Origin of the sequence: Chthoniobacter flavus Ellin428 (assembly GCF_000173075.1) — a bacterium.
Lineage (GTDB): Bacteria > Verrucomicrobiota > Verrucomicrobiia > Chthoniobacterales > Chthoniobacteraceae > Chthoniobacter > Chthoniobacter flavus.
In genome coordinates this window covers 331233-347460 of record NZ_ABVL01000006.1, presented here as the reverse complement: position 1 = coordinate 347460, position 16228 = coordinate 331233, and the positions used below count along the sequence as shown (strand labels likewise).

Annotated in this window: 12 protein-coding genes; 4 read left to right on the top strand and 8 right to left on the bottom strand. The window is 62.0% G+C overall.

The features are described 5' to 3' along the window. Window positions 1-53 precede the first annotated feature (53 nt). Complete coding sequence (locus CFE428DRAFT_RS12950) at window positions 54-935, top strand: UbiA family prenyltransferase (RefSeq protein WP_042724885.1); 882 nt, start codon at window positions 54-56, stop codon at window positions 933-935. Window positions 936-974: 39 nt separating this feature from the next. On the opposite strand, the gene CFE428DRAFT_RS12945 is transcribed toward CFE428DRAFT_RS12950, so the two are convergent. Both CFE428DRAFT_RS12945 and CFE428DRAFT_RS33520 read right to left on the bottom strand, forming a co-directional pair. Then, entirely contained in the window at window positions 975-1838 is an 864-nt protein-coding gene (locus tag CFE428DRAFT_RS12945; RefSeq protein ID WP_006979999.1) for a DMT family transporter, read from the bottom strand. A 69-nt stretch (window positions 1839-1907) separates the two neighbouring features. Further along, window positions 1908-5519 carry an ATP-binding protein gene (locus CFE428DRAFT_RS33520; protein ID WP_049975627.1) on the bottom strand — a complete coding sequence of 1204 codons (3612 nt, stop codon included), beginning with the start codon at window positions 5517-5519 and terminating at the stop codon, window positions 1908-1910. Between the two features lie 286 nt (window positions 5520-5805). Between CFE428DRAFT_RS33520 and CFE428DRAFT_RS12935 the strand changes: the two genes are divergently transcribed. Then, on the top strand, window positions 5806-7305 hold the full coding sequence (locus CFE428DRAFT_RS12935) for a menaquinone biosynthesis decarboxylase (protein WP_006979997.1): 1500 nt from the start codon (window positions 5806-5808) through the stop codon (window positions 7303-7305). Here the strand turns inward: CFE428DRAFT_RS12935 and CFE428DRAFT_RS33515 are convergent, their stop codons facing one another. The 6 genes from CFE428DRAFT_RS33515 to CFE428DRAFT_RS12905 form a co-directional block, all read right to left on the bottom strand. Further along, complete coding sequence (locus tag CFE428DRAFT_RS33515) at window positions 7306-7761, bottom strand: glycine zipper domain-containing protein (protein ID WP_006979996.1); 456 nt, start codon at window positions 7759-7761, stop codon at window positions 7306-7308. A 50-nt stretch (window positions 7762-7811) separates the two neighbouring features. Next, the gene (gene hpnD / locus CFE428DRAFT_RS12925) at window positions 7812-8657 is read right to left on the bottom strand and encodes a presqualene diphosphate synthase HpnD (RefSeq protein ID WP_006979995.1); all 846 of its coding nucleotides are present in this window, start codon (window positions 8655-8657) and stop codon (window positions 7812-7814) included. Continuing rightward, a complete protein-coding gene (locus CFE428DRAFT_RS33510; protein WP_006979994.1) occupies window positions 8654-9361 on the bottom strand; it encodes an ATP-binding cassette domain-containing protein in 708 nt (235 codons plus the stop codon). Before CFE428DRAFT_RS33510 ends, hpnD begins: the two co-directional genes overlap by 4 nt. A gap of 147 nt (window positions 9362-9508) precedes the next feature. Further along, the gene (locus CFE428DRAFT_RS12915; RefSeq protein ID WP_006979993.1) at window positions 9509-10807 is read right to left on the bottom strand and encodes a hypothetical protein; all 1299 of its coding nucleotides are present in this window, start codon (window positions 10805-10807) and stop codon (window positions 9509-9511) included. Between the two features lie 259 nt (window positions 10808-11066). After that, a complete protein-coding gene (locus tag CFE428DRAFT_RS12910) occupies window positions 11067-11396 on the bottom strand; it encodes a hypothetical protein (protein ID WP_006979992.1) in 330 nt (109 codons plus the stop codon). Between the two features lie 183 nt (window positions 11397-11579). Continuing rightward, entirely contained in the window at window positions 11580-13499 is a 1920-nt protein-coding gene (locus CFE428DRAFT_RS12905; protein WP_202797418.1) for an ATP-binding cassette domain-containing protein, read from the bottom strand. On the opposite strand from CFE428DRAFT_RS12905, the gene CFE428DRAFT_RS12900 reads away from it, so the two are divergent. Beyond that, the gene (locus tag CFE428DRAFT_RS12900; protein ID WP_006979990.1) at window positions 13498-14892 is read left to right on the top strand and encodes a translocation/assembly module TamB domain-containing protein; all 1395 of its coding nucleotides are present in this window, start codon (window positions 13498-13500) and stop codon (window positions 14890-14892) included. The two genes, CFE428DRAFT_RS12905 and CFE428DRAFT_RS12900, sit on opposite strands and share 2 nt — an antisense overlap. A 165-nt stretch (window positions 14893-15057) precedes the next feature. Next, window positions 15058-16170 (top strand): S1 family peptidase, encoded by a 1113-nt coding sequence (locus CFE428DRAFT_RS12895; RefSeq protein ID WP_006979989.1) that lies wholly within the window; start codon window positions 15058-15060, stop codon window positions 16168-16170. Window positions 16171-16228: the final 58 nt, after the last annotated feature.

The following is a 16228-nucleotide window of genomic DNA, read 5'->3' as shown; positions in this document are numbered from 1 at the left end:
GTGGAGGGCGTCTGGGGCGAAGGTCAGAGCCACTGAAACATACACCTTCCAGTTTGCCAATTTCCATCGTCCCCAGTGCGGTCACCACGGTGCTGCGGGAGCTGGAAATGCTGCTGCACACGCTCAGCATCTACGGCGCGCTGGGGATCACGGCCTTTGGCTGGGCAATCGGGCAGCTTTTCAATTGGGAAGTCGGCCAATGGATGCCCTATTGGTTTTGCGCGGCGTTGCTCGTTTACAACGCCGACCGCCTGCGCCGCGATCCCGCGGATGCGCTCAACATTCCGGTGCGCGAAGCGGCCGCCGCCCGCCTGCGCGTCCTCAGCTATATCGTTCTCATCACCTCCGGCCTCGTGCTGCTCGTGCTGCCCATCGTGCGGCACGATTGGCTCACGCTGGTCCTCGTCCTCGGGGGGGCGCTGGTGTCGCTGAATTATTCGATCCCGCTCTTCGGCTTCCGGTTCAAGGACGTGCCGTTGCTCAAGACGTTCTTCGCCCCGACCATCGTCACCGCCTCCGTGCTCGGTTTGCCGTTTCTCCACCTCGGCAATGGCGGCACGGACCTGGCCACCCTGGCCGTCGGTTCCCTGCGTTCGTGGACGTTTTTGATGTTCAACATGATCCTGTGCGACCTGCGCGACCGCACGGGTGACGAAGCGTGCGGCATTCGTAGCCTGCCGGTGGTCCTCGGTGAACGAGGCACGCGCTGGCTGCTGGTCGCGTTGCTCGTGATCATCGAAGCGCTCGCCCTCGGCGCCTGGGGACTGGCCTCGGATGCACACCGCGCCGTGTGGGGAGTCATGTGCATCATCGGTCCGCTTTATCTTGGTGGAATGCTCTTCGCCGCGCGCCATCCGCGCTCCGAACGCTTTTACGAATGGATCGTCGAGGGGATGCTTTTCCTGCCGGCGATCGCGGTTTTGATCGGCGGGTGATCATGCTGCGGCGGAGGCTGGCTTAAACTCTGCGTTAAACTAGGCCGACGTTTTGCTTGCGGTACCGATTGTGCCCAGACACCCGCGCAAGATTACCGCGCCGAGCACCAGGCCGCCGCCGGCCAGGCTCCACGGACCCGGCCATTCGCCTCGGCCGATGGCGACCCAAAGAGGATTGAGAATCGGCTCGAGCATCGGCAGGAGCACGGCCTCGAGCGCGGTCACACGCTGGATGGCGATACTGAAAAGCACATAGGGCAGGCCGAGTTGCACTACGCCGAGCACGACAATCATCCCGGCCTGCGCTGGAGGCAACGAGTGACCGAAGGCAAACGGCAGGCCGATCACGGCGGTGATTAAATTTCCGAGGAGCAAGGCACTCGCGGGCGACGAGTCGCGTTCCTTGCGCAGGAGCACGATCATCGTCCCGTAGCAGAGCCCGCTGCCCAGTGCGGCGAAGATTCCCATCAATCCGCGCGGACTAAATTGATCGCGAAAGAAAAGCGCGATGCCGGCGAGCGCGATGGCAATGCACAGCCAGTCGCTGCGCCGCGCACGCTCGCCGAGCACCCATGGGCTGAGCAGCGCGACATAGATCGGGCCGGTGTATTGCAGGAAGATGGTATTGGCCGCGGTGGTGCGATCGTTGGCGATGACGTAGAGCGAAACCGTGCCGCAATAGGCCAACGCCGCACCGAGTTGCGTCGGGCGCCAGGTGAAACGCGTCTGCCGTCGCAACCAGAGGAACAGCACCACGCAGCCGATCGCGCTGCGCGCGCCGGCCTTGGCCATCGAGGGCCATTCGACGCTCTTCACCAGCACCCCGCCCAGGCTCCACATCACTGCCGTAGCCAGCAGCAGGAGAACGGCGGAGCGATGGGTGGAGGGAGAGTTCTGCGACATGGAGCGGCGCCAGCATGCACAAATCCCCGGCGCAATTCCTGTCTATTCGCTACCCGGCAGTCAGCGATTTCAAACTACGCTTTCGGTGACCACCATCGCGCCGGTCTCGTCGGCCTTGAGGGCGTGGGCCACGGCTTCGCTGAGCTTTTGCATGGAGAAAGGCTTCGCGAGCAATTCAAGGAAACCCATCCGCTTCGCCTCGCTCGGCGTGAGGCGTCCACCATAGCCGGTGTAGAGGATCGCCGGGAAACCGGGACGGATCGCCCAAACGCGCTGCGCGAGTTCCACTCCGCCGAGCCGGGGCATGGCGAAATCCGTGAGGAGCAGCCGATAGCGATCCGGCGCCGCGGCAAAAGCCTCCGCCGCGGCAGTGGCATCGACATGCCCCTCCACCACATAGCCCAAGCGCTCGAGCATGGTGCGGGCGACTTTGAGTACGACCGCTTCATCATCGACCACGAGGATCACGCCTTCGCCCGACATGGTGATGGACGCAGCTTCTTCCGGCGGCTGCGCCACGGATGATTCGGGCTCTCTCGCTGGTGTCACCGGTGCGGGAGCCGCGGTGGGCTGAGGCATCTGGTCCGTCACGGGAAAGAAGATTTGGAAAACGGTGCCGACCGCCGGTTCGCTCTCGACGGTGATGTGGCCGCCATAGGCCTCGACAATGCCATGCACGACCGAGAGCCCGAGCCCGGTCCCCTGCCCGATCGCCTTCGTCGTGAAGAAAGGATCGAAAATACGGCTCAAGGTCCGGTCATCCATGCCGCGGCCGTCGTCGGTTACGGCGATTCGCAGGTATCGACCCGCGGGGACGCCATCGACCGGCGCATCCTCGCGCACGAGGCATTCGTGCGCGTCGATGCGAATATGTCCCTGCTTCGCGCCGATGGCCTGAGCGGCATTCGTCCCGAGATTCATGATGACGCGCTGGAGCTGCGCGGCATCGCTGAGGATGGGCGGAAGTTGCGCGACGATCTCCATGCGCAGATCGATCATCGCCGGCAGGCCGGCCCGGAGGAGCTTCACCGCTTCGCGCAACACGGGCGCCGGATCGATCGGCACCTTCTCCACCGCGCGCCGGCGGCTGAACGTGAGGATCTGGCTGACCAACTCTCTGGCGCGCGCCGACGCCGCGGCGATGTCATTGACGATCTCATAGTGGCGGGATTGCGGGGACAACTCGGTCTGGAGCAACTCCGCGTTGCCGCCGACGCTCGTGAGCAGGTTGTTGAAATCGTGGGCGATGCCGCCAGCGAGGCGCCCGAGGGCGTCCATCTTCTGCGCCTGCTGGAGCTGCATTTCCAGGTCGGCGTGGGCTTTTTGCGCGTGCAGCTTTTCCTCCTGCTGCCGAATGTGCTGCTGCTGGCTGCGCCACACGATGAAGGCCACCACCGAGACGAGCACCATCACGCACAGCGCGCGGAACCACATTTCCTGCCAAAAGAAAGGATGCACGATGAGCACCACGGCGCTCGGCTTCTCCACGAATCGGCCGTCCGTCCCAATGGCGCGGACCATGAAACGATATTTCCCCGGCTGGACATCGTAGAAGCGAATGACGCGCTCGCCGCCGGCGTCGTGCCAGACGGTGTCAAAACCCTCGAGGGTGTATTGGAAACGCGCGTAGTCGGGCTTGCCGAGCGAGGGCACGGAGCAGCGAATGGTCATGTGCCGCGTGCCGGCCGGGATGTCGATATGGTCGCGGTTCGCGGGGGTTACGGTGATCTGCTCCACCTCAGCCCGAATCTCCTCAATGGTGGCGGACGGCTCGAAGATCGCCTTTGCAATGTGCTGCGGATTGACGGAGATCGCGCCCTTGTAAGTCGCAAACCAGAACCGGCCGTCCGAAGACTTGAAAGCCACGGGTTGATAGCCGCGGCGGCAGGCGTCGGAAGGCAGACCGTCCGCGCGATTGAAAAGTTGCAGTTCCAGGCGATTGGCCCGCCGCGCACCGACGGCGTCCAGCGACGTATGCGTAATGCGCACGATGCCCTTCTCCCCACTCGCCCAAAGGTAGTCCTCGTCCTCGAGAAATCCTCCTGCAGAGGTGATCGGCAGGCCGTGAGCGGTAGTGTAGAGAAATTCCTGCCGGCCCTTTAGGCGGAGCAAGCCTCTGGATTCCACGCCGATCCACAACGCGTCATCGTGGTCGACAAAGAGCCCCAGGAAATTGGCGTGTGCATCGACCGCCGACAAATGCACGAGCTCCAGCTTCCCATCGCGCCAGCGGGCCAACCCCTGCTGCCCAACGAACCACATCGTGCCTTCGCGATCTTCCGCAATGCCGCGGACGCTCGTCAGGACCGCATTGGGTCCGACAGACACCGGCTTGAAATCACCATTCTCACGCAGAGTGATGCCGTGCTCGTGGCCGACCCACAATCGGCCATGCGAATCCTCGAAAAGTGCGCGGATGAGTTCGTTCTGGAGTGGTTCGGCGGGAATCAGAACCGGGGTTTCGCCATCGACACGATACAGGCCTTTGCCGGCGGTGGCGGCGATCATTTCTCCCTCATGCGTGCGCAGGAGCGACATCACCCGCAGCTTACGACCGAGCACACCATCCGTCGTGGAGATGAGCGACGGCGGATTCTCGTCCTCCAGCCGCCGCAAACCGCTGCCGTCGGTGCCGATGAAGATGTGCCCCGAATTGTCTTCCCCAATGCTGTTGACCATCGCTCCGGCCAAGCCACCGAGCTGGCCAAACCAGGAGGCAAAAGGACGCGGCTTGAAGCGCGCCAAACCCGCGCCATTCGTCCCGACGAGAACGTCGCGCTCGCGGTCCTCGAAGAGGCAGGTGATCTGCGGGGCAAGATTATCCGCGCTGCGACCGACTTTGACGATCTCCCCATCCGGTGTCCACACACGGATCCCCTTGGTCGGACTGCCCGCCCAGATATCGCCATGGAAATCTTCGAGCAATTCCAGGTTCTCGCCGAGGAAACCTTCGGGACGCGGCAGGGTCACGACCGGCTTGTCGTCGATGTACTTCCGCAAGTCGCGAGTCGTCGCCACCCAGACTCCCGCATCGCGCGCCGCCGCCACACCATGCAAAGCCAGATGCAGGCTCGATCCCGAACAGACCAGTTTCCAACCCTTTCCCTCCTCCCTCCAGAGATGGGTCTGACTGGTCAGCCACAGCTTGTTGCCCCGGTCGAAAACGGCTTTGAGGGGCGGATGGAAATCCGGCGGCAGTTCGGGAAGTGCCACGGGAGTGAAATGCCCGTTGGCAAATTGCAGCAGCTTGCTCGCTCCACAGAAGATCAAGCGCCCATGCGCATCCTCGGTGATCGACTCCACCAGCAGGCCATCCCAGCCGTGCGCGTGACGGTATTCGCGCCAGGTGATGCGATCGTAAGAGAAGAGGCGTCCCTCCGCCGTGGCCGCCCAAAGCAGCCCCGTGGAGTCGGCAAAAACCCGGTTCCCCTTGGGCACCGTGGGCAACCCTTGGGCATTTTTACCGTTGAAAAGGACCGCGCGGACGCCGTCGAAACGCACAAATCCATCCCAAGCCGCCATCCACAAATAGCCATCGCGCGACTGGGTCAGGGAGCGGACGGTCGTCGGCATGAGGCCATCGGCGGTCTCCCAGACTCGCAGCAGAAAATCCTGCTCCAGCCCTTGAACGTTGTGCTCATTGACCGAGACCTCCTGTGCCGGCAACGAAGTGGCTGCCAAGGCAACCGCTATCAGCAGTAGAATTTTAGTAAAACTAAGTTTACGTAATCTCACGGTTGAGAAAGCGCGGCTCAACAACTTCAATTCTGATCGGAGTTGTGCGCTGTTTAGCGTCACGCCAGGGGGAGTTCTTCTCTGTGGGTTTCGGTTTTGGGGGGATTTGCCATGCGGCTTTTTACTTATAAATGCACAAACGGTACCCGCCCGGGACAAAAGGCAGGGATTTGATGACTCCACGACTGCATCCCTTTTGACTCTCCCCGGCCAGGTCCTAGACTCCGCGCCCATGGCTTACGATTCCTTTTCCGCTTTCGTCGCCGCGCTCGAGGGCGCGGGCGAATTGAAACGCCTCCGCTTCCCTGTAGCTACGGAGTTGGAGATCACGGAAATCGCCGACCGGGAAATGAAATCCACCGGCGGCGGCAAGGCCCTGCTCTTTGAAAAACCGACGGTGAATGGCAAGGAGGCAGCATTCCCGTTGGCCATCAACACGATGGGCTCGCATCGCCGCATGGCGATGGCGCTGGGGCTGAATCACATCGACGAACTGATGCGGCAGATGGAGCTGATCCTCAAAGCCAAGCCCCCCACCTCGCTCAAGCACGCCTGGACGCTGGCCATGCAAGGCCTCGATCTGCTCAACGCGAAGCCGAAGCACGTGCAAAGCGGTCCGTGCAAGGAAGTGGTGCACCGGTTCTCCGACGCCGACGCTCTGCCATCTGCCATCTCCCATCCTCCATCTCTCGCCACGCTGCTCAACCTGCCCATTCTCCAATGCTGGCCGCAGGATGGCGGGCGCTTCATCACCCTGCCCTGCGTGCACACCCGCGACCCCGACACCGGTGAGCGCAACCTCGGCATGTATCGCATGCAGATCTACGATGACCGCACGACCGGCATGCACTGGCAGGTGCACAAGGTCGGCGCGCGGCATGGGCGGCGCTATTACGAAAAGGGCGTGCGCATGCCCGTGGCCGTGACGCTCGGGGGCGATCCGGCGTACACCTTCGCCGCAACGGCGCCGCTGCCGGACGGACTCGACGAAATCCTCTTCGCCGGCTTCGCCCGCAAGAAATCGGTGGAGCTCGTAAAGTGCGAGACCGTGGATCTCGAAGTGCCGGCGGATGTGGATTTCGTGCTCGAAGGTTATGTGCAGCCCGGAGAAATGCGACCAGAGGGGCCGTTCGGCGATCACACCGGCTTCTACACCCCGGTGGATGACTACCCGGTGTTTCATCTCACCGCGATCACCCATCGCCACAACGCCATCTACCCGGCGACCATCGTGGGCATTCCGCCGATGGAAGATTTCTACATGGGCACGGCGAGTGTGCGCATCTTCCTGCCGATCTTTAAAATGAACTTCCCGGAGATCGTGGACATCGCGCTCCCGGCGGAGGGCGTCTTCCACAACCTGGTCTTCGTCAGCATCCGCAAGCAGTACGCGTGGCAGGCCTTCAAGATCATGCACGGCCTTTGGGGCATGGGGCAGATGATGTTTTCCAAATACATCGTCGTCGTGGATGAGGACTGCGACGTGCACAACACCAGCGAAGTGCTCTTCCGGATGTGCGCGAATACCGACCCGCAGCGCGACTCGACGTTCATCAAGAACCCGACCGACGCGCTCGATCACGCGCAGACCACGGCGTGCATCGGCACCCACATGGGCATCGATGCCACACGCAAGTTGCCCGGCGAGGGATATCACCGTACCTGGCCGGACCTGCTGAAGATGGACCCAGCCGTGAAGCAGCGCGTCGATGCGCTGCTTGCGGGGAAGTGATCACGGATTGATGAAAACCCGGTGGGTCGCGGGGTCTTCCACCTGCGCTCCACGGGGGATGCCACGCACGTCGATGCGACTGTACGGATAGTACGGGCTGAGCACGAAACCAGGGCGATCCGTGAGACGACCGGAGGGATACCGATCGCGGTAATAACGGTCTTCCCGATAGCCGCCTCGATCCTCCGGATAGCCGCGGTCTTCGTTGCGCGCATCGTAGTAACCGGCATCGTAGGCCGCGCGGCGCTCGGCCTGCACTTGTTTGCCAACGAGATATCCGGTGCCCGCGCCAATCGCGGCGCCAACCAAGGCACCATCCCCATGGCCCGTGGCCAACCCGCCAATCGCCGCCCCGGTGGCCGCGCCAGTCAGCGCGCTCTGACCCGGTGTTTCGCAACCGGTGAAAGCAAAGGACACGAGGAGAGCCAGGGAGATGGAAGGGACGAGCTTATTCATGAACGGCGGGACTTATTGCCGGAATCCGACGCAGTGCAAGCGCCAGTTATTCAAAGGAATCGCGCCCGGAGAATCTCGCGGGTGATGAGACTGAGCTTGCGGAGGCGTCCCAGGCTGTAGCGGTGGCCAAAGACGTGGAAGTCGTCGCGCTCCATGCGCTCCAGCAGGCGGCGGTAAATGGCGTGCATGATTTCCGCGGCGACCAATGCCCGGCGGTCGCCGGCTGGCAGCGCTTTCTCCGCAGCGGCATAAAAGCCCCGCGCGCGGCTGGCTTCGAAACGCATGAGAGCGAGAAAGGCTTCGTTGTGCCGACGGGCGGCGAGGTCCCCGGCGGTGTAATGGAATTGGGCAAGATCTTCGCGCGGGAGATAGATGCGACCGCCATTGGCAAAATCCTCGCCGACGTCGCGGAGGATATTGGTGAGCTGCAGCGCGAGGCCGAGTTGCAAGGCATACTCCCTGGCCAGCGGATCGCGGCAGCCGAAAATTTCGATGCTGATGAGCCCGACGGCGCTGGCCACGCGATAGCAGTAAAGTCGCAGGTCGTCCCACGTCTGGTAGGTGACCCCGTCGAGATCCATCTCCACGCCCGCGATGAGCTCATGGAAGAGACTGACGTCGAGGTGATATTTCGTGACGAGCGTGCGCACCGGTGCGGCGAGGGTGGATTCGCCATCCACCGGCTGCTGCACCGCGCGCTTCCACTGGTCGAGCGCGGCGCGGCGATTCTCGACCGTTTGGCCGGGATCATCGGCGATGTCGTCGATGACCCGGCACCACGCGTAAAAAACGGTCATGTCCTCACGCCGCTCGCGCGGGAGCGAGACGAAGGCGAGCGCGAGATTGGATTTGCTCGCGCGGGTGATGGCCTGGGCGTCGGGGCTGGGCGTGCTCATTCGCAGATCTCCGGCAAGCATTCCGAATCCCGGGCGATGCTCCCATTATGAATGTCGAGCACCCGGTCGCTGGGCTGCGTTTTTATTTCCGGTGATGCCGTGGCAATGATCGCCGGGCCGAAAGTGGTGGCCGCTTTGCGCAGCATTTCGACAAATTCCTCCAGGTCCACACCGGTAAGGACGCCGTCGAGATTCTCCACGAGCAACGCCGCCGGTTCGTTGACGAGGCCGCGCGCGATCGCCACCCGGTATTGCGCCGGTTCGGCGAGTTCCTCGACCCGCGCCTCGACCGCGCCGGAAAGACCGACGAATTCCAGCATCGCCTCGGTGCGCCGACGTGCTTCCTCGGGATCGACCTGGGAGATTTTAAAAAGCGGCATGGCGACATTCTCAATGACACTGAATGAGCTCAGCAAGAACGGCGCGGCAAAAGCGAAACCGAAACGCTGGGCCCGTAATTCCGTGCGTGCGTCATCATCGAGATTCCGCGTCGCGTTCCCATAGATCAACACTTCGCCCTCCACTGGCTGCTCGAGCAAACCGGCAAAGCGGAACAGCGCGTTCTTCCCTCCCTCGTTCGCGCCGCGCAGGAGGTGCAGGCGTCCCGCGGAAAAAGCGGTGGTGATGGCGTTGATCGCGGTGCCATCGGTGCATGTGCCGGAGACGTTGCGCAGTTCGAGAGGATGAGTAGCGGAGGCGGGCAAAATCGGTTTCTAGTTTCTAGTTTCGGGTTTCTGGTTGGGTTCTGCGGGGCTAAATTTGATCGCGCCAACTGACCTTCTGCGTGTGTCTTTTAGACAAGATCGCGCAGCGGCAGGACTAGAAACCAGAAACCAGAAACTTCATCCATCCTAGAACAGCACCCCTTGTTCCACCGACCCCCGCGGTGACGTCGCCGGAGCAGCGTCGCCATGCTTGTAGTAGCACACCCAGCTCGCGAGCAGCCAGGCGGCGACGAAGGCGTTTATCCACGGCATGATGAGCCCCCAAGCGATACCCAGCGAGGTGCCATCGCCCAAGCCCAGCTCCACGAGATTCAGGAGGATCAGCGTGAGATAGAAATGCACGCCGGCCACGACGACGAACCAACCGAACGACCACCAGTGCTTGCTCAGGAAGCGCAGGTGATCATGGACCGCTTTGGAGAGCGATTCGCTGTGGAAGGTGAGCGTGATCTGCATCGCCGAGAAAAGCAGCAGAATGACCGTGAGCGCACCTCGGGCCAGCCGCAAGCGCAGATCGATCGCCCCATGATCGCGCGGGAACATCCCCTGGAAGGCATCGAAGTTTTCCAAAATGAGCGGCAGGTGAATGCAGAGGCTGCTCAGCAGCATGACGACCAGCGCCCAGCGCACCACATAGCTGAAACGGCGAATGGCGAAGTCGATGAGATGTTGCTGGGTAAAAGTGAGTCCGCGCACCCAGCAATAGGCGACGAGCGCGAGGCCGATCTGGATGCAAACCCCGACGAGATATTCGAAAAGGAACGACAGCCAATCGACCACCGGCGCCCATTGAAACCAGATCAGCGACGCGGCTTGTTGCAAGTGCAGGATCTGCGGCGCCGCATAGAGGAACGGCTTCGTCAGGGCCGCCAGCGCGCAGATGATGATGCCGCCATGCACCGCGATTCCCCAAAAGCGGAAGCGCTTGTGCAGCGCGCGCCAAAGCACCCCGTGATGCCCATCCCAATTGATCAAAAACAGAACCGCGGCCAGCGCGGAGAGCGGGAAAGTGACAACGAGCAGATTGAAAATGCCCGCAACGCTTTCCAACGTCGGTAGCGCATTTTCATGCGTCACGAAATGCAAGGCATGCGGCGGAAGATACCAGAGCGATTCCGGCGAACCGTGCAGCCAGAAATTCGGATCGCGCCAGCCTTCGCGCATCCAGACAAACGTCGGGCGATCCGCCGGCGGCAGCACGCAGAAAAAGTAATAGCGTAGCGCCAGCTGAAAGAGTGCGTAGGCAAAACCGAAGCACCCGAGCGTGAGCCACATCACTTTGTAACGCCGCACGCAACGCAGACCGTCGCGCAAACTCGTGCGCACCGGGTTGGTGAACATTACCACCAGGTAACCCACGAACGCGCCCAGCAGCAGCCATTGCAGAGGAATGGCAGGCGGGACATACGCAACCGGGACAGACATGAGGGAGTAGTTAAGCAACCCCCGACGCGAAAGGGAAGCGTGGCGGCTGGTTTCTTCGTCTTCTAGGTAATCGCCGTCGCCGAGTTGGCGGATGCAAGAACTCGCGGGGTCGCGGTGGCGGCGGCCGATGGCCGTCGAGGAATAGGAAAGATAGGAAGAATAGGGTGGTGGTATTCCTATAACTCCTATTCTTCCTATTCCTCCTATCCCTCGACGGTCACAGACCGTCGCGTCGCGCAGTTTCGACTTCGCGCCGCCCCTACCTCTCGGGCATTCTCAATCCGATCCGCGGGAAATAGGCCAGGATCAGCCCGCCGGCGACCATCAGCAACGTGGGAACGATGTGCCCCGGATAGCGGGCGAAGGAGTCCTTGATGCTGGCGTGGGATTCGGTCTCCATGTCCCGCAGCGTGAATGTGTTCTCCGTGCGATTGGCCAGCCGCGCGTCGCTTTGTTCCATCACGCGCCGGCTGACGACGTGGCAGAACATGGGGATGACGATGAACAGCCAGAAGAAACCCGCGATCAACAGCGAATGGCCGAGGAATCGCGCGACGAACAACATGGGTTGGATCTTGATGTTTTTCATTGAAAGGAATGTCCCGGCTGAAAGACAGACGGGAGAGTGGGTGGGTTCCTGCATCCGGGGCTGTCGGACGAGGCAACGCCCCAAAATAAACAGCACATGCCATGCGAGTTTTTCGCACGAGGTTCGCGAACCGAACCAATCCTGGGTAGGACTACGTCCCCAGCCCAGAGAGTCAATCGCCCATCACTCCCACTGCGAATTTTTGCACCCCATGTAGGCGATAAGCAGACCAAGAACGACGTGCGTCATCAACACCCAGAAGCACAGGTCGGCGGCCGCCAGCTTGGTCTGTGAGACATTGACCATGGCATCGTAAAACCGAGTGTCGTGCATGGTCTGAATGAAACCCGACCAACCCCAATAGGACGCGATGAACGGCTGGGTAAAGAAACTCAACGCCTTCGGCAGGGCGAGCACCGCACCGGAAAGCGGTAGCTGAAATCCGACCAGATAGATGGACACGAGCGACGCCTGTTCCGCGGTCTTCATCAAACTGGAGAGCGCGAGACACACCGCGGTGAGAGCGGCGTTCACGAAGATGAGGACCATCATCTGGGTGAACGCGTCTCCTTTGAATTGCACGACGTAATTCACGAAGAACGCCATCCATCCTGATTGCGCGAGAACCAGCACGCCGAGGAAGACCGCCTTGTAGGCCACGTAAGCGGACGGCCGGACTCCGGCGAATTTTTCCTTCTCGAAAATCAACCGCTCGCCGGCGATTTCCCGCGCGGCGTTGTTCGAACCCATGAGCGCCAGCAGAACGACCTGGAACATGATCAAGCCGGACACCAGACTGCCCGTTTTCATCATATCCAGTTTCTGCGCCATGGTCTGCGCGGCTTGTTCATAGAGATTGCCGGAAAAGACCCCGTTGGGATTCTTGATCTGCGGCAGGCCATCGAGCGCGAAGACCACGACAAGCAGCGGGAAACCGAAGAGCAGCGCGAGCTGCAACCAAAGCTGGCCGCGATCGCGGAAGAAAATCTTCCAGCGCCGCGCGAGGAGGATGCTGAACTGGCTCATCGCACTCGGCGTGCCGGGATAGTCGAGCTTCTTGCGCGTCTCCAACTCGCGCTTCTCGTCAGCCGCGGCCTTTTCCTTCTCGGCCTCCGCTTTCTCGGCAGCGGATTCCTCGTCGTCGAAACGCGCCTTCTTGCGCAGCCGGGCATAGTGCTCCTCGCCTTCATTTTCGTCCTGTGCGGGCACGCTCGAGACTTCCTCCAGCGCCACTTCCTCCGCCACGTTTTCCTGCGCTTCGAGACCGTAGCTCACGCGATGCTTCTGCCACGAGCGATGCCAGTCCATCGGCTTGCGCTGGGCGAGCCGCGGAAAAAGTTCTTCCGGCTTTTCCACGTCGAAATAGTGGAAGAGATGATTCGCCGGGCCGTGATACGCGAGGTGCCCCTGGTAGAGCACAACCACGCTATCGTAGAGCGCGAGATGCCGCAGGCTATGCGTAACCGAAAGCACGATGCGATTCCCACCCTGCGCGATCTCGTGCATGAGGTGGGCAATCTCGTCCTCCGCTTTCGGATCGAGGCCGCTGGTCACCTCATCGCAAAGCAACAAATGCGGCGCGCTCACCAACTCCAGCGCCAGCGCCAGACGGCGCTTCTGTCCGCCGGAAAGCACGCGCACCTGGCGGTCGGCAATTTCGTCGAGCCCCACTTCCTTCAGGATTTGTTCGAGCCGCGCCTCGCGCTCGTCGCGGCTCAGGCCGCTCACCCGCAGGGAAAGGGTGCTGTCCACGCTCTCCCACACCGTGAGCAGGTCGTAGGCGATGCTAAATTGCGGCACATAGCCGATCTCGTGCGGGTCCATGTCGCCCTCCTCGGAAAGGTCGCGCCCGTCCCAAGCCACATGGCCGAGCGTCGGCTCTCGCAGGCCGGCAATTACCTTGAGCAGCGTGCTTTTGCCGCAGCCGGAGGGGCCGAGAACGGCCGCAAAATGTTTCTTCGGAAAACGGATGTTTAACTCCGAGAGCAGAAGCTGATCGTCGGGCGCGTTACCGAGCTGGAGGGAGACTTCCTTGAGTTCGAGCATGACGGCGCAGAGGGTTGTGGATTGACGCCGCTTTGTCAGTGGCAAAAGTGTGGTCATGGCAGTTTCCTCCCGTCCTCGCAATCGCCGCCCCGGCTTGGGGCTCCGCCTCCTTTTCTGGGCAACCCCCATTTTACTCGTCCTGCTCATCGTCGGCTATTTCGTCGGCAGGGCGGCGGTCGAGTCTTACTTGCACAGCGACGGGTTCCGCCAGTTCATCGCCAAAAAAGCCGGCGATACCCTGCATGCCGACGCCGAGATCGCCCCGCTGAGCTTCGCCGGCTCGACCATTTTCTCCGATGGCTTCCAGGCCAAAGGCGGCCCCGATGCCGCGTTCTCCAATTTGCAGATCGAGCAAATCCGCACCGAGATCAGCCTGCGGCGCTTTTTCGAGAAGGTGTGGCAGGTGGAACAATTCGACGTGCAGCGTGTGCGCGTGGATCTCAGCGGGCCGCGCATTGACCGCCCCTTGGAGCCCGCCCCTTCGCCCCTCAGCGCGCCCAAGACCGAGCACACCAGCAATGGCTGGTTTCCGAATCGCGTGGAAATCGGCAAGGCAACGGTGCATGACACCCAGCTCACCTGGAAGGATGGCGGCCTGCGCGGCACCGTATTTGAAGTCGAGCCGCACGATGGCAGTTGGCAGCTCACTGGCCAGGGCGGCCGCCTCACCTACGGCAAGCTCCCGCCGCTCGATGTCAATAACCTGCACCTGCGCTATCGCGCGCCGTCGCTTTTCATCAGCAGCTCGGAATTGCGCCAGCCCAGCGGCGGTTCGCTGCAAGCCACGGGCGAGATCGATTTCACCCGCGAGGCCGACCTGCAGCTCACGCTGATCAATATCGCCATCACGCCGTATCTCTCCGAAGACTGGCGCGTGCGCACCAAGGGAAATCTCTCCGGCGAAGTGAAAGTGAAAAGCCCGCTCCCCGCGCGCGGCGGCCCGCAAATCTCCGGCACCGTGAAGCTCACCCAGGGCGAACTCACCGCCCTCCCGGTGCTCGATGAAATCGCCGCCTTCACCCGCACCCAACAGTTCCGCCGGATCAATCTCAACAGCGCCTCGGGCGATTTCACCCAGGACGAGAGCGGCCTGAGCGTGAAGAATTTCATCGCCGAATCCGACGGCCTCATCCGCGTGGAAGGCGCCTTCACCGTCGCCAATGGAATCATTGACGGCACCTTCCAGGTGGGCGTCACCCCGAGCAGCCTGCAATGGCTGCCGGGTTCGCAAGGGAAAGTCTTCACCGGATCGCGCGGCGGCTACGTCTGGGCTCCCATGCGCCTCACCGGCCCGGCGGACAAGCCCCACGAAGACCTCTCGCCTCGTCTGATCGCCGCCGCCCAGGGCGCGGTGATCGAGGGCGTACAAAACGCCGCGGGCGAGGCCGTCAAGACCGGCAAGGACGCGGTGAAGAGCGCGCTGGACCTACTGCTGCCTGCGTCGAAGTAGGGCCCCTGGGAGCGGCGACTTCCCAGTCGCCGACCGAAACAAACGCGCGAAGCGCCATTCGTGGGACACCGCTTCGCGGTGCAGGGTTTTTCTTGAAAGTCGCCTCTCCCAGTGAGTTCAGAGGTGCGGAATCCGGCAAAACGCGCATAATGACTTCACCCCTCCATGAACACTCGTTGCTGCGCCGCCGCTGCCGCTGCTCTCCTTTCGCTCATCGCCGGACACCTGCTGGCGCAAGTACCGGCCTCGATCGCCACTTCCATTCCGGCGGCTCCGCCTGCACCAGCGGCGCCCGCCGCTCCGGCCCCGCCGGCGGTTCCGTTGACTCCCGCGGAGGTCGTCAAGGCGAACAGCAACAACCTCGTGTTCGTCCAGGGAACCAATGGCGCGGGCAGCGGTTTCATCGCCAGGCTCGGCGGCGTGAATTTCCTTTTCACCAATGCACATGTCGCGGCCGGGGTGCGCGGCGCGGGATTCAAGACGCTCGATGGCACGCAGGTGCAGATCGGGGCGGCGTCGATTGCCGTAGGGCATGATATTTTCCGTCTGCTCGTGGCCCAGGGCGGCAAGCCGCTGGAGGTCATGGATCACGTGGACGAGAACGCTTCGATCGATGACGAAGTGGTGGTGCTCGGCAATGCCGAAGGCGGCGGGGTGATCAATACGATCAAGGGCAAAATTGTCGGCATTGGGCCAAACCTCGTTGAAGTGGATGCGCCGTTTGTCCCCGGCAACAGTGGCAGCCCGATCATTCATCTCAAGACCGGCAAGGTTATCGCCGTGGCGACGTATCTGATCATCAAGGATTACGACCCGGCCACGCACCAGGCGATCCGCCAGCCGCGCATCCGCCGGTTTGGGTATCGCGTGGATAGTGTGAAGACGTGGCAACCGGTGAATTGGGCCGCCTTCTTCGCGCAGGCCAACGAGCTCGAGAATGTCGAGAAGCTCACCGACGATCTCGGCCGTGTGCTCATGGACCTGGCGAAGCATCACGACATCACGCCGAATCTGCACACGAATCCGGCGATCAAGACGCAGATCGATTGGTGGACGGCGAATGCCCGGCACGGTCATTCCAGCGCCCGCGATGCGGCACGCGCCGACCAGAATTTCATCGCCGGGCTCAAGAGCCTGAGCCAGTCGGACATCCTCGCCGCGCGGCAGCACATCACCTACGATTACTTCGTTCACAATCTCAACGAGCAGCAGCAACAGCGGAAGGCGCTCTCGGACGTTTTCGATCAGATTTTGCAAGAAATGCGGAAGATGCAGTGAAGGAGGTAGGGCGACGGGGCAGCGGCGATTGAGTCATCTTCGAATCACAGAAGGCGCT

Coding starts and splice junctions, on each gene's coding strand:
- CFE428DRAFT_RS12935 (WP_006979997.1), top strand. CDS start 5,806: ATGGCTTACGATTCCTTTTCCGCTTTCGTCGCCGCGCTCGAGGGCGCG.
- CFE428DRAFT_RS12900 (WP_006979990.1), top strand. CDS start 13,498: ATGGCAGTTTCCTCCCGTCCTCGCAATCGCCGCCCCGGCTTGGGGCTC.
- CFE428DRAFT_RS12945 (WP_006979999.1), bottom strand. CDS start 1,838: ATGTCGCAGAACTCTCCCTCCACCCATCGCTCCGCCGTTCTCCTGCTG.
- CFE428DRAFT_RS12905 (WP_202797418.1), bottom strand. CDS start 13,499: ATGACCACACTTTTGCCACTGACAAAGCGGCGTCAATCCACAACCCTC.
- CFE428DRAFT_RS12915 (WP_006979993.1), bottom strand. CDS start 10,807: ATGTCTGTCCCGGTTGCGTATGTCCCGCCTGCCATTCCTCTGCAATGG.
- CFE428DRAFT_RS33515 (WP_006979996.1), bottom strand. CDS start 7,761: ATGAATAAGCTCGTCCCTTCCATCTCCCTGGCTCTCCTCGTGTCCTTT.
- CFE428DRAFT_RS12910 (WP_006979992.1), bottom strand. CDS start 11,396: ATGAAAAACATCAAGATCCAACCCATGTTGTTCGTCGCGCGATTCCTC.
- hpnD (WP_006979995.1), bottom strand. CDS start 8,657: ATGAGCACGCCCAGCCCCGACGCCCAGGCCATCACCCGCGCGAGCAAA.
- CFE428DRAFT_RS12895 (WP_006979989.1), top strand. CDS start 15,058: ATGAACACTCGTTGCTGCGCCGCCGCTGCCGCTGCTCTCCTTTCGCTC.